Source organism: Pedobacter gandavensis (assembly GCF_032677645.1).
GTDB lineage: Bacteria > Bacteroidota > Bacteroidia > Sphingobacteriales > Sphingobacteriaceae > Pedobacter > Pedobacter gandavensis_A.
In genome coordinates, this window is sequence record NZ_JAVTSB010000005.1 from 103,382 (window position 1) to 120,570 (window position 17,189).

Sequence of the window (17,189 nt, forward strand, 5' to 3'; positions counted from 1 at the left end):
TCAGGAATAATAAAATTTATTTCTTTAGATGTTCTGTCAACAAAGCTGCGCAGTACCATTCTTGTCGTGGTAAATGAAATGGTCCTTTAAACATATTTCCTTTTGCGGTTTGCGCCAACGTTCCGTCTCTATGTAAGTATCCAAACCATTCTCCATTCTTTTTATCATGAAAATGGCCATAAGCATAATCGTGAACCATTTTATGCCATTTTGCATACTTTTCATCTCCAGTGATTGTATATGCCAATAAAGTGGCTATAATCACCTCATTATGCGGCCACCAGAACTTCATATCCTGCCAATATTCCTGTACAGGTTTATTATATACATCTTTGAAGTACATAATTCCGCCATGTTCTTTATCCCATCCGCGTTCCCACATATAATCTAACATTTTACAACCCAGTGCAATCAGTTTCGGATCATTATTTCTGTATTTGGCTTCGTGAAGAATAAACCATGCACCTTCTATGGCATGACCTGGATTTAAAGTTCTGCCATCAATATGATCCACAATACTACCATCCGGGGCCACTTGTTCCATCACACATTTGATATCGTCCTTCACGAAATAGGTCTCAATTTCCAGAATCCATTTATCAATCCATTCATCACAACGCGGATCACCGATAGTTTCCCGGAGTTGCTGTGCGGTATTCATCATAATCATCGGCACCCCGATTCCTTTTGTAGGTCTGGTTCCGGTAAATTTAGGCGCTAATAAACCTGGCGTGGTGGAGTACTCGATACACTTCCCAAACAGGTACCTGGCCATTTCTGCAGCTGCAGGATCACCACTTGCTTTTGCATAGGCCGCATTGGCAATTACGGCAAAGGTTTCTGAGAAATAATACCTGCGTTTTCTGATAGGCTGACCGTCTCGTGTCACATGAAAAAACATCTGTCCATCATCGTCAAAGCAATATTTATTCAGGAAATCTATCCCTGATTTTGCTGCTGACAACCATTCTTCTTTAGGTTCAATCGTACTGTATAAGGTAGAAAGCAACCATGCAGCCCTCCCCTGTATCCAAACCGCCTTATCATCATCTATTAGTGTACCGTCCTGGTCTCTCATCAAAAGATACCCACCAAATTCGGTATCTACTGATCTTGGAAACCAAAAAGGAACTGTATCATTTAAGAGTTGATCATTATAAAATTGCTGTAATCCGCTCAGGTCTTCTTGCGTGTAATTCATGTCTTTAATATTTTAATTTATGGGTAAACTGAAGGTTGAGGCTGGCAATCCATGCTGATTAACCAGGTTTGCGCGACTAAAAGGCGCATAACTATACCTTACTGTTCTAATTTTTTCTGTCTTTATTTGGGAGGGAATCCGGAGCTGAACCTTGTTGTTTAACACAGCAGCGGATACGGGTAAAATGATTCCTTTTTCTAAAACCAATTCAAATCCTTTTAATGATCCGGCATCTTTTACAGCCAGAGAATTCCCCTGTACAAAAGAAATCTCCAGGATATTGCCCTTGATCAATACACTTTTTGCGACTGGTCCATCGGCAACAACAGCTTTATGATAGCTGTGTTTTAGCGCCTGTAAAGCCAAACGCTGCCCAATTTCCTTCTTTCTATTTGGATGCACATCCAGTGAATCGCCAAGGTCTGAGCTAACAGCCATATAAGTTTTGGGCACTTCATATTGTACTTTACGCTGCATATCCCTGAAATAAGGCCATGACGGACGATTAATTCCGGAAAGTTGCACATAGTAAAATGGAAAATCAATGCCCCATTTCTCCCGCCAGCTTTTAATTAGCACTGGAAAGCTATGTGCATAAAGTTCCGGATTCTGCGTATTACTTTCTCCCTGATACCAGATTACCCCTTTTATCGGAGATCCGATCAGTTGTGTAATTCCCGCTTCATAATTATAAGCAGGCTCATAAGGATGGCGTTGTCTTGCATTGCCTGAATTTTTAAGGTTTAAGTTTGCACGTCCACGGGCCCATTCCTGTACAAAATCCGACTTGCGCCAATTGCTCAGTACATCTACCAATTGAGGATCATGTTCCATGGTGTAACGGTCGATCCAGGATTCCAGTGTAGAACCACCAACGGCCATTTCGATCAATCCGATAGGCACCCCTGCTTCCTGTACCAACTGCTGACCGAAATAATACCCAATCGCGGAAAAACCTGCGGCAGTGGCAGCTGTCGCCGGAGCCCAGTTTCCAGAAAAATAATCCAGTTGGTTAATTTTGGCTAAAGTGGTACTGTCCCAGGATACCGCGTCAGTTTCTGCAAGTGGGTTAAACTTCATCAACCTTAGTTTGGGCTGTACAGGAAATTGCTTTAACTCTGCCGCGCCTGTAGCCGATTGTTTCAATTGAAAATACATATTCGACTGTCCGGAACAAAGCCAGACATCCCCCATTAAGAGGTCATTTAAAATAAGTTTTTCTTTTCCATCATTAACGATCAGTTGATAAGGGCCACCAGCTGCCATAGCCGGAAAGATCACTTTCCATTTACCATCTTTTCCAGTGACTGCTATTTTCTTCTGATTGTTAAAAGACACGGCAACCTCCTGACCAGCATTTGCAGTTCCGTAAACAGGGATAGCCTGATCACGTTGTAAAACCATATGATCTGTAAATAACACCGGCAGTTTTAATCCGCCAAAATTACCTGTTAGGTTTTCATAGATGGTCCGCGCAATAATTGCTGCACCTTCCTTATCAGGATGAAGGTTATCCGCAAACAAGTCTGTGCGACTATTCAGAGCGCTATTTAAATCAATCAGTGTAGCCTGATTGTCTTTAGCGATCAAAGGAATTTCTTTTTGAATCTGCCAGTACCATTCACGGGTCCCGGATTTAAACCTGGGATGTTCGCTAAAAATTGGTGTTAAGCGGCAAATGTATAATTTGATTTTAGGGTTGTTCTTCTTTAAAGTATCCAATAACCAGGCATAATCCTGCTGAAATTCATCACGAAGTTCCGGCCAGTTTCTTGGATCTGTATCATTTAGTCCCAGGTGAACAATCGCAATATCTGCCTGAAAGTTCAGTGCATTTGTAAATTCTTTGGTTTTAAAATAAGGTCTGTGTCCTTTTTTCAATAGCGTTGCACCGCTCAGGCCAAAATTTCCTACTTCATAACGATCACCCAACAGCCCCTTGAGTACTGATGGATAGGATTCATGCGCCGGATCTTTAAGCAGAAAACCTGCGGTAACGGAATTTCCGATGCAGGCTACTTTGATCTTTTTACTTTGTGCAAACAGGCTTACCTGCAAAGAAAGCGACAACAACCAAACGATCAGGATGATTTTTTTTGTGGTTCTCATTCCGTTTTGTTGATTTTATTAAGCTGATTCAACAGCATAGTTTAGTATTTTAAATCTTTAGCCAAGGCAGTAAAATTCTAAAAAAAAAACCTGTAACTGATGTTTTCAGCCACAAGGATTCCTTTTCAAATGATTATTTAATTAAGTCTTTTACCGGAATACGTACAAAATATAAATCACGTACGCCTTCATATAATAAACCTAAAGTTTGGTCATCAATTTTTGTAAGCGAAGAATAGCCAAAAGAATCTCTTTCATCTACCAATAAATTTGTCTCTTGCCAGGTTTCTCCAAGATCAAGACTTACTTTAATGGTCAGGTCTTTTCTGTCTTTTGAAGAGTTAGGATTACTGAAAAACAAAACATCTTTCATTTTTCCCTTCACTTTAACGCGGGCTTTAATCAAACTGGCCATACAAACCGGGTCGATTAGTGTTTTATAGGAAGTAGGATGTGTTTCCCAGCTCTGCCCCATATCTGTAGTGGTGGCTACACTTCTGAATTTCCCACGGTTATCACGCATATTTAACATCAGTTTTCCTGGCGTAGTTTCTACCAGTTGACTTTCTGTGGTATTAGATTTAGCCCCTACTCCTGCTTTCCAGGTCTTTCCATGATCATCACTATAGATCAAGGTAGAATGCGGCATTTTTTTCTCATCCCAATATTGTGCAGGAAATACAATTTTACCATCAGCCATGGCGATTCCATTTCCAGGGCCAGGGAAAAACAATCTCCATATTGGATTTTTAACCTGAGCAGTGATGCTGTAAGGTTTCGACCAGGTTAAGCCATCATCAGTACTACTTACTAATGCAAACTGTCCGGTTTCTTCTTCAGAAAGCCCAGGACCTGAACCCGCAATAGAACGGTTTCCTTTGCTCCATAATGCCGCTACCCAAATGGTTTTTGTAGCCGGATCGAATAAGATGGAAGGATCACCAACACCATTATTTTCATGGGGAGCACCCATATCCATGATGATTTTCATCGGTTCCCAGGTTTTACCCCCGTCGGTACTTCTGTTCATACCAACATCAATATTACCAGGTAAATCACCACTATTCTTATAGCGGACATCATAAACGGAGATTAACGTCCCTTTATCTGTGTCTACAATCCCTGGAATACGGTAAGAATTCACCTCATCGTCGTTAGGATTTCTCAAGGCAATTCCCAATTTAGTTGAGGCCACTGGTCCTTGAATATTGATTTTATGCTTTCTTGCAGCGGCATCCGTTAAATCTGAAACCTTCAATTCTATACGGTCGTCGATATTCGCTTCCGGTTTAACCGTAGCACTGATCCAAATCAGGTGTTTACCTGGACTTAATTTAGCAGATAAAGGGATCAGGAAGTTTTTTCCGGATACCTCCACAGCACCGATCTTTTTCTTTGGATCCAGCTCTAGTTCTTTCTCCCTATTCTCCGTACTCAAATAAGCTTCTAAAGATTTAAGGTCTTTTAATCCCGCTTTATTTAGCGTACCTGATAGGGCTTTAAACTCCAATCCTTCTGCCGGCACTTCAATCTCTAATCTCCATACCGGATTCACCGCTTTTCTTTTCAGAATCGGATTTACGGTTTGTTTAGCACTGATGGTTAAACCAGCAGCATTAGATGGAACGGTTTGGCTACTGGCGGTAAATCCGGAGGCCAACAAAAAGAGAGAGAGCGCGGCATATTTATAGTTTTGTGAAATCATCATGTTTAGTTTTTTCGTGAATTAATAGGTATCGGCAAGTAAATATTGAAATAATCAGCAATGAACAATTAGCATCAGAATTAAAAATTAGTATTAGATATTAAGCATCAGCAAAATCGTTTACGACTGGTTTAAGGAAGTAAAGCTGAACGAACAGCGCCAGGCAGACAATTCCCGCCAGCATGGCAAAATCTTGTCCCAGGTGACCGGCATCTGAAGATTTCCCCAGTAAGTCGGTAATAAATGCACCAAAAAACACCCCTGTCATGTTCATCAAACCATAGGCTGTTGCCCTGTATTTTGAGGAAACAAACTGACAAAGTATCGGCATATTATTGGCGTCAAACATTCCGAATCCGAGGCCAAAGCATAAGGCGGCTCCCATCACATGGAACAGAGAATGCCCGAAACCTAGTAACAGTAAAGAAGGGATGGTTAATGCCAGGCCGATAGCGCTGGTATAAATCCTTCCTTTAATATTTTTCTGCACCCACCTATCCGAAAGAATACCGCCAAAAATTACCCCTACAAAAGAAGAGAAAGCGATGGTAATGGTAGATAAAGGACCAGCTGTAGCCATTGGGATGTTCAGGTTCTGAGCAAATAATGTTGGCAACCAGTTTTTTGCAGCCCAACCTGGTAAGCTTGGAATGGCAAAATAAAACAGGATAATCCAGAAAGAAATATTGGTAAACAGAATGGCGAAGCCCTTAAAGATGGAAGGTTTTACTTTCATTTTAATCTCATCATCCATTTCTACTCCTTCCGAAGGTTTTTTCTCGCGAAGGAAGAAGACCAAAACCAGAGCATAGATGACCCCTACAATTCCAAAGGAATGGAAAGTCGCCTGCCAGGAGAATTTATCGGCAATTGTTGCACCGAAACCACCTAAAGCCTGGCCCATATAAAGGCCGGTCATGTGGATTCCAATGGCCAGTGATCTGGTTTTTGAAGAGTGAAAATCGGCAATCAGCGACAATCCCGCAGGGATATATAGGGCTTCACTTACGCCCATCAATGCCCTCAGCCAGTAAATCTGGTTAAAAGTGGTTGCGTATCCCATTAAATAAGTCACCAGAGACCAAACGAACAAACTGCCTACGATCAGCCATTTCCGGTTAAATTTATCGGCAATAATTCCGGAAACCGGACTCATAAACCCATAGATCCACAAGAAAATAGCCATCAGGTAACCGAAGTTTGTGGCCGACTGCAATTCGTGAATATCGATTTGCATTGCCGGCTTCATGGTCGACAACATTTGTCGGTCCATATAATTTAATAGTGCCACCACCCACAATAATCCAACCACCACCCAGGCATATCTGTTTGTGTTTTTCATTTCTAGTCTTTTATTTTTCCCAGCATAATGTTTGGTGTCCTGACGCCAGGTTGCACTTCACCGCTGGAAATGATGATATCATTGTTCCATTTTGTAGCCATAGCCGTAACTTGTGTAAGGAAAGGCAATTCGCCTATTTTTGACCAGGTATTAGTTCCAACATCGTAACGCAAAAGGCCCTTATAAAAACCTTTATGATGAATACTCAATTGATTCTTCTCGGCTGTTAATCTGGCTTTTTCCACCGGATCTTCCGTTTTAGCAATCCTGGAGATATACGTTTCTATCTGGTGAAAAGTCTTCCCATTGTCGCCACCAAAGATTAGAATCTCGTTTTTACCAATAGCAAGGCCTGTTCCGGCAGAGAAATTTGTCACTGCTTTACCATCGCTGATTGCAGCGCCAGCTTTCCATTCCTGTTTTTCCGGATGATAAATGAATACGGTAGCATGTAAATCGCTAATGCCTTCAGGCGTTTTGGTACGGCCACCGATTACATAAATCAAAGGCTGCTTTGCCGGACTTTGTACCACTACAACCGAGTTCGCTAAAGGAACAGGGAGTGCTGGCAATACCTTCCATGTGGCCGCAGGCAAACTCAGATCCAGACTAAAAACAGCGTTGGATGTTGATTTTTCCTGATCGCCACCAATGGCATATACCAGGTTCCCAATATTGGTTAAGGCAACATTTGTCAATGCGATGGGTAAGCTGGCCAAAGGTTTCGCCTGTACATTCTGGTTCAGTTCGTTCCAGGTCAACAGGAAAACCTGATTTGACAATCCCTTTTCATTTTCTCCGCCTGCATACACAATTCCGAATTTCGTACTGGTATTTCCGCAATAGGCAATCGCCTCTGGCAGAAAGGCCTTTTCTTTACTCCAGGAAAATCCATTTCCTTTTTTCTCTAAAATATGGATCGCATTTGAATAATGTTTTTTACCACCTTCCCATGGTTTTTTATCCGGGAAATTGGCGCCACCAGCCACGATAAGTCGGTTTTGAAGCACCGCATTCATCGCACCGGCAAAACCAATCGAAGTTTGCCCATCTGGCGTTTGTAATTGAGCTGCAACAGACCATTCGATCTGTTCAGCAGGCGTTTTCTGTGCGAAAACCGCTGTCGTTGTTGTTGTCAACATAAGGGGGACTGAAAGATAAAACAGGTACTTACTCATCGCATTCATTATTAAGGCTAATGAGCTGCTTTTGATTTAAAATTATGGAAACCAACAGCCGCTACATCTTGTTTAAAACTTTCGAATTGTGCTGCACTCATATTTTTCACAGGCAATCTAAATTCACCGCAATCTACGCCAACCAATTTTAAATAGGCCTTTCCAGTAGCAATACCACCGTATTTACCTAATAATCTGATCATATCAATTGATTGTTGTTGTAAAAGCTGTGCTTTTTTCAAGTCATTTGCTTCAAAAGCGGCAATCATATCATAGTATAAAGGAGCGGCATAATTGAAAGTACTTCCTACAGCGCCTTTAGTTCCTAAAACCAATGCCGAAAGCATATTTTCATCACGTCCCCAAAGCATATCATATTTACCATTCTGGAAATGGATACAAGATAGGAAATCCATGAAATCTTCATGCGTATATTTTACCCCTGCGAAATTAGGAATCTTGCCGTCAATGGCCTGTAACAGGTCATACATCGCAAAACCTACCCCTGTCAACACTGGAATATGGTAATAATAGAAGGGCATATCTGGTGCAACGGCAGCAATTTCAGCACATATTGTGGCCAGTACCTCTACGTTTGCAGGTTTAAAATAAAAGGGAGCTGTAAATGAAATGGCATAAAGGCCGATTTGTTTAGAGAACAAAGCCAGGTCTTTACAATCGGCAATACTCGTTCCACCAAGGAACATCATTACCTTAAAATCATGGTCGCCGCGTGTGCAATCTGCCCAGGCTTGTGCCACTTCTTTTTTCTCGGCATTGGTTAAGGAAACTCCTTCTCCGGTAGATCCGCAAATGAATGCGCCCGTAACTTTGTTAGATTTTAAAAACTGGTAGTAGCTTGGAATCAAGGCTACATTTAGCTTTCCATTTTCATCCATTGGTGTAAACGGCGCAGCAATCAGGCCTTGTAAATGTTGAATAGTCATTTTATATATGTTTTTAAACGTGCGAATAAAAGGTAGGAGTGTCGGCCATAAAGGCCTCCACTCCTACACCAAAATTTTAAAATTGTGGATATCCTGTGGTTTGAACCAGAGCTCTGTTATTAGTTAAAGAAGTACGGTCAATTGGCCAGAATAATTTATAACCTTCGGCAGCAGATAAAGTCGTATTGGCATAGACGTAACTGTCTCCCATGCGTCTTAGATCATACCAACGCTTTCCTTCTCCGACAAACTCAAACAAGCGTTCCTTTAAAATTGCTTGCTTGATATCTCCGTCACCTGGCATATTTGGGAAACCCTGAACTGCAGGGTTATAGTTTACACCATATGCCCTTGCCCTTACTGCGTTAATTTCGGCAGCTGGACTTTCTCCTAATACTTCTTTAGCTTCTGCAAGTAGTAATAAGAGGTCAGCATAACGGTAAATTGGAAAATCGTTGGTGTATTTTCTTGTTGCGGCATCTTGTTGTCCCTGATATTTTTTCAGGAAAGCACCTGCAATTACATAAGTTCCGGGAGTTGGCCTTCTATAACCAGCCTGAATGGAGCCTTCTCTTCGGGTATCCATTGCATCAAACTTTCTGTAGGTAGCAATTTTCACAGGAGCACGTAACAAACCAGCGTAATTATCAGTGGTTACATTAAATTGTCTGTTTGCCAAAGAGTCGAAATAATTTGCGATTAAGCCTGTTTGAGGTGTAAATGAGCCCGGTATAAATGACATTTCTGCTTCATTTAATCCGTTTCTACTTGCCAGAATGATCTCTTTATTTCCCCTGCTTGTAGTCGAGAAAAGATCCGCAAAAGGGGTGTTTAATGCATTAGCTGAGGTTGTTAATAAGCCCAATGCAGGAACATTGGTTTGAATATCTGTTAAAGCATTTTTAGCTATTGTCGCATCTGCCGGACCACCAGTTCTATGGGCAGTCCACAAGTAAGTATCTGCTTTTAGCATTAAAGTTGCAGATTTAGACCAATACCCTTTATTGCGTTTAATGGAATAATCAGTACCAAAATTCTCCAGAGACAATTCAACATCCGCTCTAACCAGTTTCAGCACATCTGCTGCTGGGGAAGCCGCTTTAGAAAGGTTAAACAGATCCAGGTTACCGGCATCGATAAAATCGGTGATGATCACTACATTTCCCCAACTGCGGTACAATTGGTAGTAATAAAATGCACGCATTCCATAAGCTATCCCCAATTCATACTTTTTAGTAGCCTCAGTAACCACATTCCCGGTATTGAGTTTATAGATTAATAAATTCAACTGGTTTATATTACTATAAAAAGTACCAAAAGAATTTACACCTGCGGCATCTAAAGTCATCGTTTGCAACCACATACGCTCCAATCCCTGAGAAGCTTCACCTGTAAAAGAAGCGGTTGTCCCGGGATCATTTCCGTAAATATCAGATCTCAACTCCCCAAGGAACATAAAATTATTATTATGGCCACGGAATTTATTATGAATTGCAGCGACAAAAGCATCATATTGATCATTTGTTTTCCAGAAATTATCATCACTCAGGTTACTGATAGGTTGTAATTCCAGATTTTTTTTGCAGGCGCCAAGGCTCAATACCATTAAGGCTGCTGCGATTATATTTTTATAATTATTTTTCATGATGTTTAATCTTATAAGTGATTAAAAGGAAACTTCTAAACCAAAAATAAAGGATCTTGCACTAGGGTACGCACCTAAATACACACCGGTAAGCCTGTTGTTAGCATCTAAAGGTGCTTCCGGAGAAGAGCCGCTAAACTTTGTGATATAGAACAGGTTACTTCCTGTGGCGTAGATTCTTGAGTTAGATAAGAATTTGGTTTTAGCCATTAATGATTTAGGCAAAGTATAAGAAAGTGTTACCTCTCTTAAGGCCAGGTAATCCCCTTTTTCATAAAGATTTGAATTGTTTCCATTCACTACAGTTGCGGCATTATTCGCTCTGGTATAATTTTGCTTAGAACCTTGTACCTGATCCGCAAAATATACTTTTGGAATATCAGTAACCGTGTTTCCCGGAGTCCAGGATTTAAGCATCAAATCAGTATAGTTGAACGTTCCCTGATAGTTTCCAAGGGTACGCGCCAATAAATCATTGTAAACCGTATGACCTAAAGCAAACTCAAATCTGGTATATAAATTGAAGCCCTTGTAATTTGCATTGGCATTAAAACCACCAGTCCATTTTGGAGCCATATTACCCAGATACACCTGATCTCTTGAATCAATAATATCGTCGCCATTTACATCTAACCAGTTCACATCACCAGGGGTGATTCTACCAGCATCTGCTCCTGGTCCCGGTGCAGTACCTTTAGGTAAATTTGGTCCGGTTACATTGGCGATCGCATCTCTTCTATTGCCTGCAATTCTCAGTACTTCGGCAGCATCCTTAAAAATTGACACCTGTTTGAAGCCATAAATATCACCGATGGTCTGGCCTTCCTGATAGCCACCTACCCATTTTAACTGGCCAGATGCAGCATCAAACACCTGTATTCCACCTTGTCTGTTGTTCTCATTACCATTGAAAGGAAGTTTCAACACTTTGTTTTTCACAAAACTCGCATTTGCACCCAGGTTTAAAGTAAAACCACCATCAGTGCTCAATACTTTTGCATTAACTGCAAACTCATATCCTTTATTCTGCAATGTACCTGAGTTGGTTGTGATTGGAGGATATCCGATATAATCCGGTAAGGGCAGATCTGTTAACAAATCAGAAGTTCTGCGGTCATAATAATCAAATAACAAAGTAATTCTGTCTTGTAATAAACCTAAATCTAAACCAGCACCGAAAGTTTTGCTACGTTCCCATCTTAAATCCTGATTTGCCAGTTTATCATGGAAGAAACCACCAGCACCATCGTAATTATTTGCAGGAGATGAATATACACCTTGAACTACATATCTGCCCAAACCTGCGATGTTACCATTAACACCATAGCTTAATCTAGGTTTTATGGTCGAAACATATTTATTAAGACCCGAGTTCACATAGAAATTCTCTTTTTGAAGATTCCATCCTGCAGATACCCCCGGGAAATAACCCCATTTATGTTGGTCTGGTAAGTTGGAAGCACCATCAGCACGAAACACTGCGGTAAATAGATATTTTTGATCGAAATCATAAGTAAATCTTCCGAAAAGTGAATTGATACGGTATTCCGATTTTTCGCTAAAATTTGCTTTTGCACCATTTAGCGTTGCAGGGAACACTGTAGAAGCATTGATCGTAGGAATCTCATCTGTAGGTGCATTCTGACCATACAATTGTGAGTTTAGTGTTTTAATCTGGAAAGTTTCCGCACCAACCATCGCCCCAAAATTATGCAGTTTTAGTGATTTGTTATAATTCACAATCCCATTAAACTGCGTTTGAAAATCTCTTCTTGACAAAAGAATAGCATCTCTGCTAGCAGAGCCTATCGACTGTGGCGTAGCAAAAATATTAGCGTATGTCTGTGTTGATTTTTGAAAAGACTCATCTTTTCTATCTAGTAAATAAGCATTGGCCGTAGCTTTAAAATATAAGCCTGGTAATAAATCCCATTTTACGGCACCGTTAACCACAACTTTATTCACTTCATTCTGACGGTTCAATCGACTTAACCAATATAATGGGTTACCATCACTTGCACTATTTCCAGGATTTGGTACTGTTTTAGCTTCATCTATCCATGGGTTAAATGTTGGCCATATAGCCAAACTTCTATACAATGAGTTTACCTCACCACCAACGGTACCTAACTGGGAAGAAGTAGAAAGCGTAGTACCACCGGAAACTTCAATATTAGATCTCACTTTATACGAGCCATTAAGATCTGCGGTGTAACGTTTATAGCTAGAACCTACAATCACACCGTCTTCATTAAATGAATCAAATGCGGCAAAGAATTTACCTTTATCATTACCACCTGAAGCACTAACATAATGGTCTTTAGTATAGGTGTTTCTGAATACCAGGTCTTCAATTTCACCTCCATGATCTTTATACATCATCTGACCTCCATAAGGATCATCAACGATACCCCATCCTGAAGGCAATACTGTAGTTCCTTCTACATACTTCCTGATGTCAAAACTTGCAAGGTTGGCTGCATCAGCGAGCAGGCCTAATCCTCTTGAATTATTAGCATCAGCTATTGGTTTACCTGAATTCAGGTAGCCCAAACGGGTATAATAGATATAATCTTTGGCCCCTAAATAGTTATAACCATCTCTTCTTACATTGTACCCCCCGGTAAATTTATAATTGATTTGAGCAACACCTGCTGCGCCCGTCTTGGTGGTAATTAAAATCACCCCATTATTGGCTCTAGCACCATAGATAGCAGTTGAGGCTGCATCTTTTAACACTTCTATCGATTGGATATTTTCAGAAGAGATATCATTGTAATCTCTGATTACTCCATCTACAATCACCAATGGTCCCCCGGGATTGTTGATAGATGCCCCTCCCCTTAAAAATACAGTCGGGCCGACGCCTGGTTGTCCACTTTTACTAATCGCCTGAATACCAGCAATTGTTCCTTGCAAAGCACTCCCCACATTGGCACGTGGCGCATTTGCCAACACCTCTTTATCCAGCTTGGCAATTGAATTGGTTACAGTACGTCGGTTTTGCGTACCATAACCTACCACTACGATCTCATCAAGATTCGCAGCTGAAGGTTTCATCACTATTTTTAAATTGGTGTTATTGCCTACTTTTTGTTCCTGGGTCAAGTACCCAACATATGTAAACACGAGTATGTCGTTTGAATTGGCATCGATAAGAAATTTCCCATTCGCATCTGTTTGTGTGCCCGACTTTGTTCCTTTAATTGAAATGCTGACACTTGGAATCCCTTGTCCGTCATCTTCGCCAGTAACCGTCCCGGTTACCTTTTTGTTTTGTGCAAACGCGCCTATAAAGGAGGATAGGCAGCACACTAAAACAATCGTTTTTAGGTAAAACTGTTTCATACTATTAGAATTTTGGTTAGCATTATGTTATACATAATACTACTAAGTTGAGATAAATATTATTTGAAAGCAAGAATTATTTGTATTTTTTTTTAGCTGTTTTTGATAAATCGCTTTATTAGTGTTAATTTAGACGTATACTCTCAATTAGTTATTATTATACATAATATGGAAAGCAGCGCAGCGAATACATTTGTCCAGATGGATACCAGTAGTTTGGTCGATAAAGTGGAGGCCAATCTTGTACAACTACTGGTAGACAGGAAGTTGAAAATCGGAGATGTCATTCCTACAGAAATAGATTTATCAAAGAACCTTGGCGTAAGCCGTACCGTAACACGTGAAGCACTGCTAAGGTTAAGAATGAGAGGTCTGATAGAGACGAAAAAGAAAAAAGGCTCTGTCATCACCAGCCCTGATATTTTTAGCATCATTGGAAAATCTCTTGATCCCCATTTACTGGATCAGGAAACTTTAAAAGAAATCTTTGAAATGCGTCTTGTCTTAGAAATCGGTATGGCCGATTTTCTATTTCAGAATATCACAGCAGAGCATATTAAGGAATTAAAAGAAATCGTTAAAAATGAACCTGACACCTCTGAAAACTATGTTTTCCATATTGATCATGAGATTGCTTTTCATGGGAAACTTTATGAAATCACAGGAAATCAAACTTTAAAGAAGTTCCAGAAGTTATTGCTTCCGGTATTTGATTACGTTCACAATAGTGGGTTGTTAAAAAAACAAGCGACGATTAAAAAGTTTGTGTCTCATAAAGGCTTAGTGGATATCCTGGAGAACGGTTCTCCGGAATTGTTCAGGAATGCGATGAGGAATCACCTGGAGAATCACTTTTTAAGAATTTTCAGCTAAATTCCCGAAAGGGTTTTGATCATGGAGCAAGAAAAAAAACAGGATTGGCGGGCGAAGCTCCATGAAATCATCTATGAGTCGAACACTTATGCCGGCAAAGCATTTGATGTAGCTTTACTTATCGCCATTTTTGCCAGCATACTTATTGTAATGCTCGATAGCGTGCAGAGTTACCATCAAAAATATGGTCAGCTCTTCGCGATTATGGAATGGACTTTCACCGGCCTGTTTACCATAGAATACATCCTCCGGCTGATCATTATCAAACGCCCCATTGAATATGTAAAAAGTCCGCTGGGCATCGTGGACTTACTGGCTCTGATTCCTTCTTACCTGAGTGTGATTTTTATTGGGGCACAATCCCTGCTTGCGCTTCGTGCATTGAGGTTACTCCGGGTATTCCGGATTTTTAAACTGGGTCATTACCTTTCAGAAATGAAGTTCCTGACGGTGGCTTTAAGAGGAAGCATGCGTAAAATCAGCATCTTCATGCTCACCGTTCTTGCGTTGGTGGTTGTTTTAGGTTCGATTATGTACCTCGTAGAAAACCGTGAAAATGGCTTTTCAAATATTCCGGAAAGCATTTATTGGGCCATCGTAACCATTACTACCGTAGGTTATGGCGACATCTCACCGGTTACCCCATTAGGCAAATTTATAGCCTCCTTAATTATGCTGATTGGTTATGCGATTATTGCCGTTCCCACCGGCATCATTACCACCGAAATGGCCGTTGCAGCCAGAAAGAAAGGTTTCAAACATGAAGTTTGTCCGGGTTGTGGCCGCGAAGGCCACGATGACGATGCTAAATTCTGTAAATATTGCGCAACTAAACTTTAGAAATCCATTCCGAAAAACCACTTATTATAAAGGATATCATAAGTTCCGTTTTCTCTGATGAGTTTCAATGCTTCATTAAACTGATTTTTCAATTCCAGATCTCCTTTTTTCATCGCAATTGCATACTGAGAATCGGTACCTGGTAAAAACATACCAATCTTTAGCTTATCATTTTTCTGCAAAAAGCCATTGGCAATCGGAGAGTCATCAATCAAAACATCGATCTCGCCCAACTCCAGTTGGTGGTACAATTCTTTGTTGGTATCCGCATGAACCATATTGGCCTCCGGAAATTTGGTATGCACATGACGTTCTGCTTCTGCTGCAATCCGCACACCTACCCTTTTTTCCTTTAAATCTTTCACCTCATTAATCAGCGTATCGCCGCTGGCTACCACCGCACAAAGTCGGAAGTGCAGATAGGGTTCAGTAAATTCCAGGATATGTTTACGTGTGGAAGTCATGGTTACCGCTGAACAGATCAGGTCCAGCTCCCCTTTAAACAATTTCCCAAGGATTTTCTGCCATAAAGAAACTTCATATTGTATTTCAAAGTCAAGATGCTTCGCAATTTCTGTCAATAAATCTACTTCAAAACCTTCAAAACGTTCAGAATTATAGTCTGAGTGCATTGGGAAGGGGGCGGCAGAGTCTAAGCCAACTTTTAATACTCTCTTTAAGGCCATATTCAATTAGGGATTAAGGGTCCGGGCGCGGCTAATTTACGATTGTAAAAGCAATTTACCCCTATTTCCTTCAGAAAGAAGATCGCCTTTCCTTCAATTCAGACCATAAAATCAAGATAAAACAATGGGAAAGAGTGTGTTATTTCGAATGTAAAAAAACAGTAACGATATCTGGACGGTCTAAAAAAGAATCATTACCTTCATACCATAATTATTTATCAACTTTAAATATCAATACCTATGTTAGTTTCCTTACTTTCTCTTTGTGTGATTATAATGGCTTCTGCCTACTACTTATCGTTCATTAAGCCACCGGTAGACACCAGCGATTCACACTAATTATATTTTTTTATTACATCGCTTCCTGCGGATTTCTTATACTCAGGAAGCGGTGTCATCTCCCACCAACCCGGCTACCTTCCAGCCATTACTCGTTTTAACCGTGATAATGAGTTGCTCCGAGGTATTCCCGTCAGGAAAAGTGATACATTCTGTGAGCATCCAAATGTTTTCATCCACTTGCTGAGTCCTTGAAAAGGCACATTTAACCCCGGTAAAATCAGGCATACCATCCAGTCTCATCAGTTCAATATAGGCTTGTTCCAGAGTTTCAGCCATTTCCTGAATGGCAGATTCATCAATTACTCCCGGATTGCAATCCATCAATATCCCTTCGGCTTTTAGCTGAAAATCCATACAGTTCAGCACTTTTTCAATATTCTTTTCCTGATAAGCATGCTCTAAACTGGTTATAGCTCCTTCGGGTGTGTTAAAATCAGCAACAAAATGATCCTCACCAGCATCAATCACAATCCCTAAGGCTTCATCAAATTCTTGCCTTCCTTCCGGACTAAGTCCATCTCGAACCGATCTCAGCGTATAGCCACCGTTGAGCACATCGTTTTCTACGATCAACCAATCGAAAATCTCAGATCTGCCAACGCCGATGAGCTGACCAAATTTGATGTTCGTCACCAAAACCGGATCATCACATACCGCCCCATAAAGATTTCCTTCCTCATCAAAATCCGGTGTCGATAACCAAACGAATTCCGACAGCTCCCCTTCTTTGATTCTTACCTTGATAGAAAAGAATTTGTCCTCCGCCCCGGGGCTTTTCATTTGTTCTTCAAAATACCACAAAGTTAACCGGGCTTTTTCTATCGCCCAATCCATGCGTTCCTCATTACTGTACACTGGCTTTCTTCGGGCTTCGATTTTTCCCTGCTCCGGACTAATTTTATTAAATATTCTTGACAAGAAACTCATGAGCGTGTAATTATTGGTTATCTAAATATAATAATTAATTTTATAA

General features: G+C 40.6%; 12 protein-coding genes. 2 read left to right on the forward strand and 10 right to left on the reverse strand.

The features are described 5' to 3' along the window. Positions 1-16: 16 nt before the first annotated feature. The 8 genes from R2Q66_RS09885 to R2Q66_RS09920 form a co-directional block, all read right to left on the reverse strand. Positions 17-1,201 carry an AGE family epimerase/isomerase gene (locus R2Q66_RS09885; protein WP_316748366.1) on the reverse strand — a complete coding sequence of 395 codons (1,185 nt, stop codon included), beginning with the start codon at positions 1,199-1,201 and terminating at the stop codon, positions 17-19. Between the two features lie 12 nt (positions 1,202-1,213). Continuing rightward, positions 1,214-3,310 carry a GDSL-type esterase/lipase family protein gene (locus R2Q66_RS09890; protein WP_316748367.1) on the reverse strand — a complete coding sequence of 699 codons (2,097 nt, stop codon included), beginning with the start codon at positions 3,308-3,310 and terminating at the stop codon, positions 1,214-1,216. Positions 3,311-3,443: 133 nt separating this feature from the next. Beyond that, positions 3,444-5,018 (reverse strand): exo-alpha-sialidase, encoded by a 1,575-nt coding sequence (locus R2Q66_RS09895; RefSeq protein WP_316748370.1) that lies wholly within the window; start codon positions 5,016-5,018, stop codon positions 3,444-3,446. A gap of 97 nt (positions 5,019-5,115) precedes the next feature. Beyond that, positions 5,116-6,357: an MFS transporter gene (locus R2Q66_RS09900; RefSeq protein WP_316748371.1), complete on the reverse strand. Its 1,242-nt coding sequence runs from the start codon at positions 6,355-6,357 to the stop codon at positions 5,116-5,118. Between the two features lie 2 nt (positions 6,358-6,359). Next, entirely contained in the window at positions 6,360-7,499 is a 1,140-nt protein-coding gene (locus R2Q66_RS09905) for a galactose oxidase (RefSeq protein WP_316748373.1), read from the reverse strand. Positions 7,500-7,552: 53 nt separating this feature from the next. Continuing rightward, on the reverse strand, positions 7,553-8,482 hold the full coding sequence (locus R2Q66_RS09910) for a dihydrodipicolinate synthase family protein (protein ID WP_316748375.1): 930 nt from the start codon (positions 8,480-8,482) through the stop codon (positions 7,553-7,555). Positions 8,483-8,558: 76 nt separating this feature from the next. Continuing rightward, on the reverse strand, positions 8,559-10,127 hold the full coding sequence (nanU, locus tag R2Q66_RS09915) for a SusD family outer membrane lipoprotein NanU (RefSeq protein WP_316748377.1): 1,569 nt from the start codon (positions 10,125-10,127) through the stop codon (positions 8,559-8,561). A gap of 21 nt (positions 10,128-10,148) precedes the next feature. Beyond that, positions 10,149-13,475 carry a TonB-dependent receptor gene (locus R2Q66_RS09920; RefSeq protein WP_316748380.1) on the reverse strand — a complete coding sequence of 1,109 codons (3,327 nt, stop codon included), beginning with the start codon at positions 13,473-13,475 and terminating at the stop codon, positions 10,149-10,151. 168 nt (positions 13,476-13,643) lie between these two features. Between R2Q66_RS09920 and R2Q66_RS09925 the strand changes: the two genes are divergently transcribed. Both R2Q66_RS09925 and R2Q66_RS09930 read left to right on the forward strand, forming a co-directional pair. Further along, positions 13,644-14,348: a FadR/GntR family transcriptional regulator gene (locus R2Q66_RS09925; RefSeq protein ID WP_316748382.1), complete on the forward strand. Its 705-nt coding sequence runs from the start codon at positions 13,644-13,646 to the stop codon at positions 14,346-14,348. Between the two features lie 21 nt (positions 14,349-14,369). Continuing rightward, the gene (locus tag R2Q66_RS09930; RefSeq protein WP_316748384.1) at positions 14,370-15,188 is read left to right on the forward strand and encodes an ion transporter; all 819 of its coding nucleotides are present in this window, start codon (positions 14,370-14,372) and stop codon (positions 15,186-15,188) included. Here the strand turns inward: R2Q66_RS09930 and R2Q66_RS09935 are convergent. Continuing rightward, entirely contained in the window at positions 15,185-15,874 is a 690-nt protein-coding gene (locus R2Q66_RS09935; protein WP_316748386.1) for a transporter substrate-binding domain-containing protein, read from the reverse strand. The two genes, R2Q66_RS09930 and R2Q66_RS09935, sit on opposite strands and share 4 nt — an antisense overlap. A 381-nt stretch (positions 15,875-16,255) precedes the next feature. After that, the gene (locus tag R2Q66_RS09940; RefSeq protein ID WP_316748389.1) at positions 16,256-17,143 is read right to left on the reverse strand and encodes a DUF2314 domain-containing protein; all 888 of its coding nucleotides are present in this window, start codon (positions 17,141-17,143) and stop codon (positions 16,256-16,258) included. Positions 17,144-17,189: the final 46 nt, after the last annotated feature.

Coding starts and splice junctions, on each gene's coding strand:
- R2Q66_RS09940 (WP_316748389.1), bottom strand. CDS start 17,143: ATGAGTTTCTTGTCAAGAATATTTAATAAAATTAGTCCGGAGCAGGGA.
- R2Q66_RS09935 (WP_316748386.1), bottom strand. CDS start 15,874: ATGGCCTTAAAGAGAGTATTAAAAGTTGGCTTAGACTCTGCCGCCCCC.
- R2Q66_RS09905 (WP_316748373.1), bottom strand. CDS start 7,499: ATGTTGACAACAACAACGACAGCGGTTTTCGCACAGAAAACGCCTGCT.
- R2Q66_RS09885 (WP_316748366.1), bottom strand. CDS start 1,201: ATGAATTACACGCAAGAAGACCTGAGCGGATTACAGCAATTTTATAAT.
- R2Q66_RS09895 (WP_316748370.1), bottom strand. CDS start 5,018: ATGATGATTTCACAAAACTATAAATATGCCGCGCTCTCTCTCTTTTTG.
- R2Q66_RS09930 (WP_316748384.1), top strand. CDS start 14,370: ATGGAGCAAGAAAAAAAACAGGATTGGCGGGCGAAGCTCCATGAAATC.
- R2Q66_RS09920 (WP_316748380.1), bottom strand. CDS start 13,475: ATGAAACAGTTTTACCTAAAAACGATTGTTTTAGTGTGCTGCCTATCC.
- R2Q66_RS09910 (WP_316748375.1), bottom strand. CDS start 8,482: ATGACTATTCAACATTTACAAGGCCTGATTGCTGCGCCGTTTACACCA.
- R2Q66_RS09900 (WP_316748371.1), bottom strand. CDS start 6,357: ATGAAAAACACAAACAGATATGCCTGGGTGGTGGTTGGATTATTGTGG.
- R2Q66_RS09890 (WP_316748367.1), bottom strand. CDS start 3,310: ATGAGAACCACAAAAAAAATCATCCTGATCGTTTGGTTGTTGTCGCTT.
- nanU (WP_316748377.1), bottom strand. CDS start 10,127: ATGAAAAATAATTATAAAAATATAATCGCAGCAGCCTTAATGGTATTG.
- R2Q66_RS09925 (WP_316748382.1), top strand. CDS start 13,644: ATGGAAAGCAGCGCAGCGAATACATTTGTCCAGATGGATACCAGTAGT.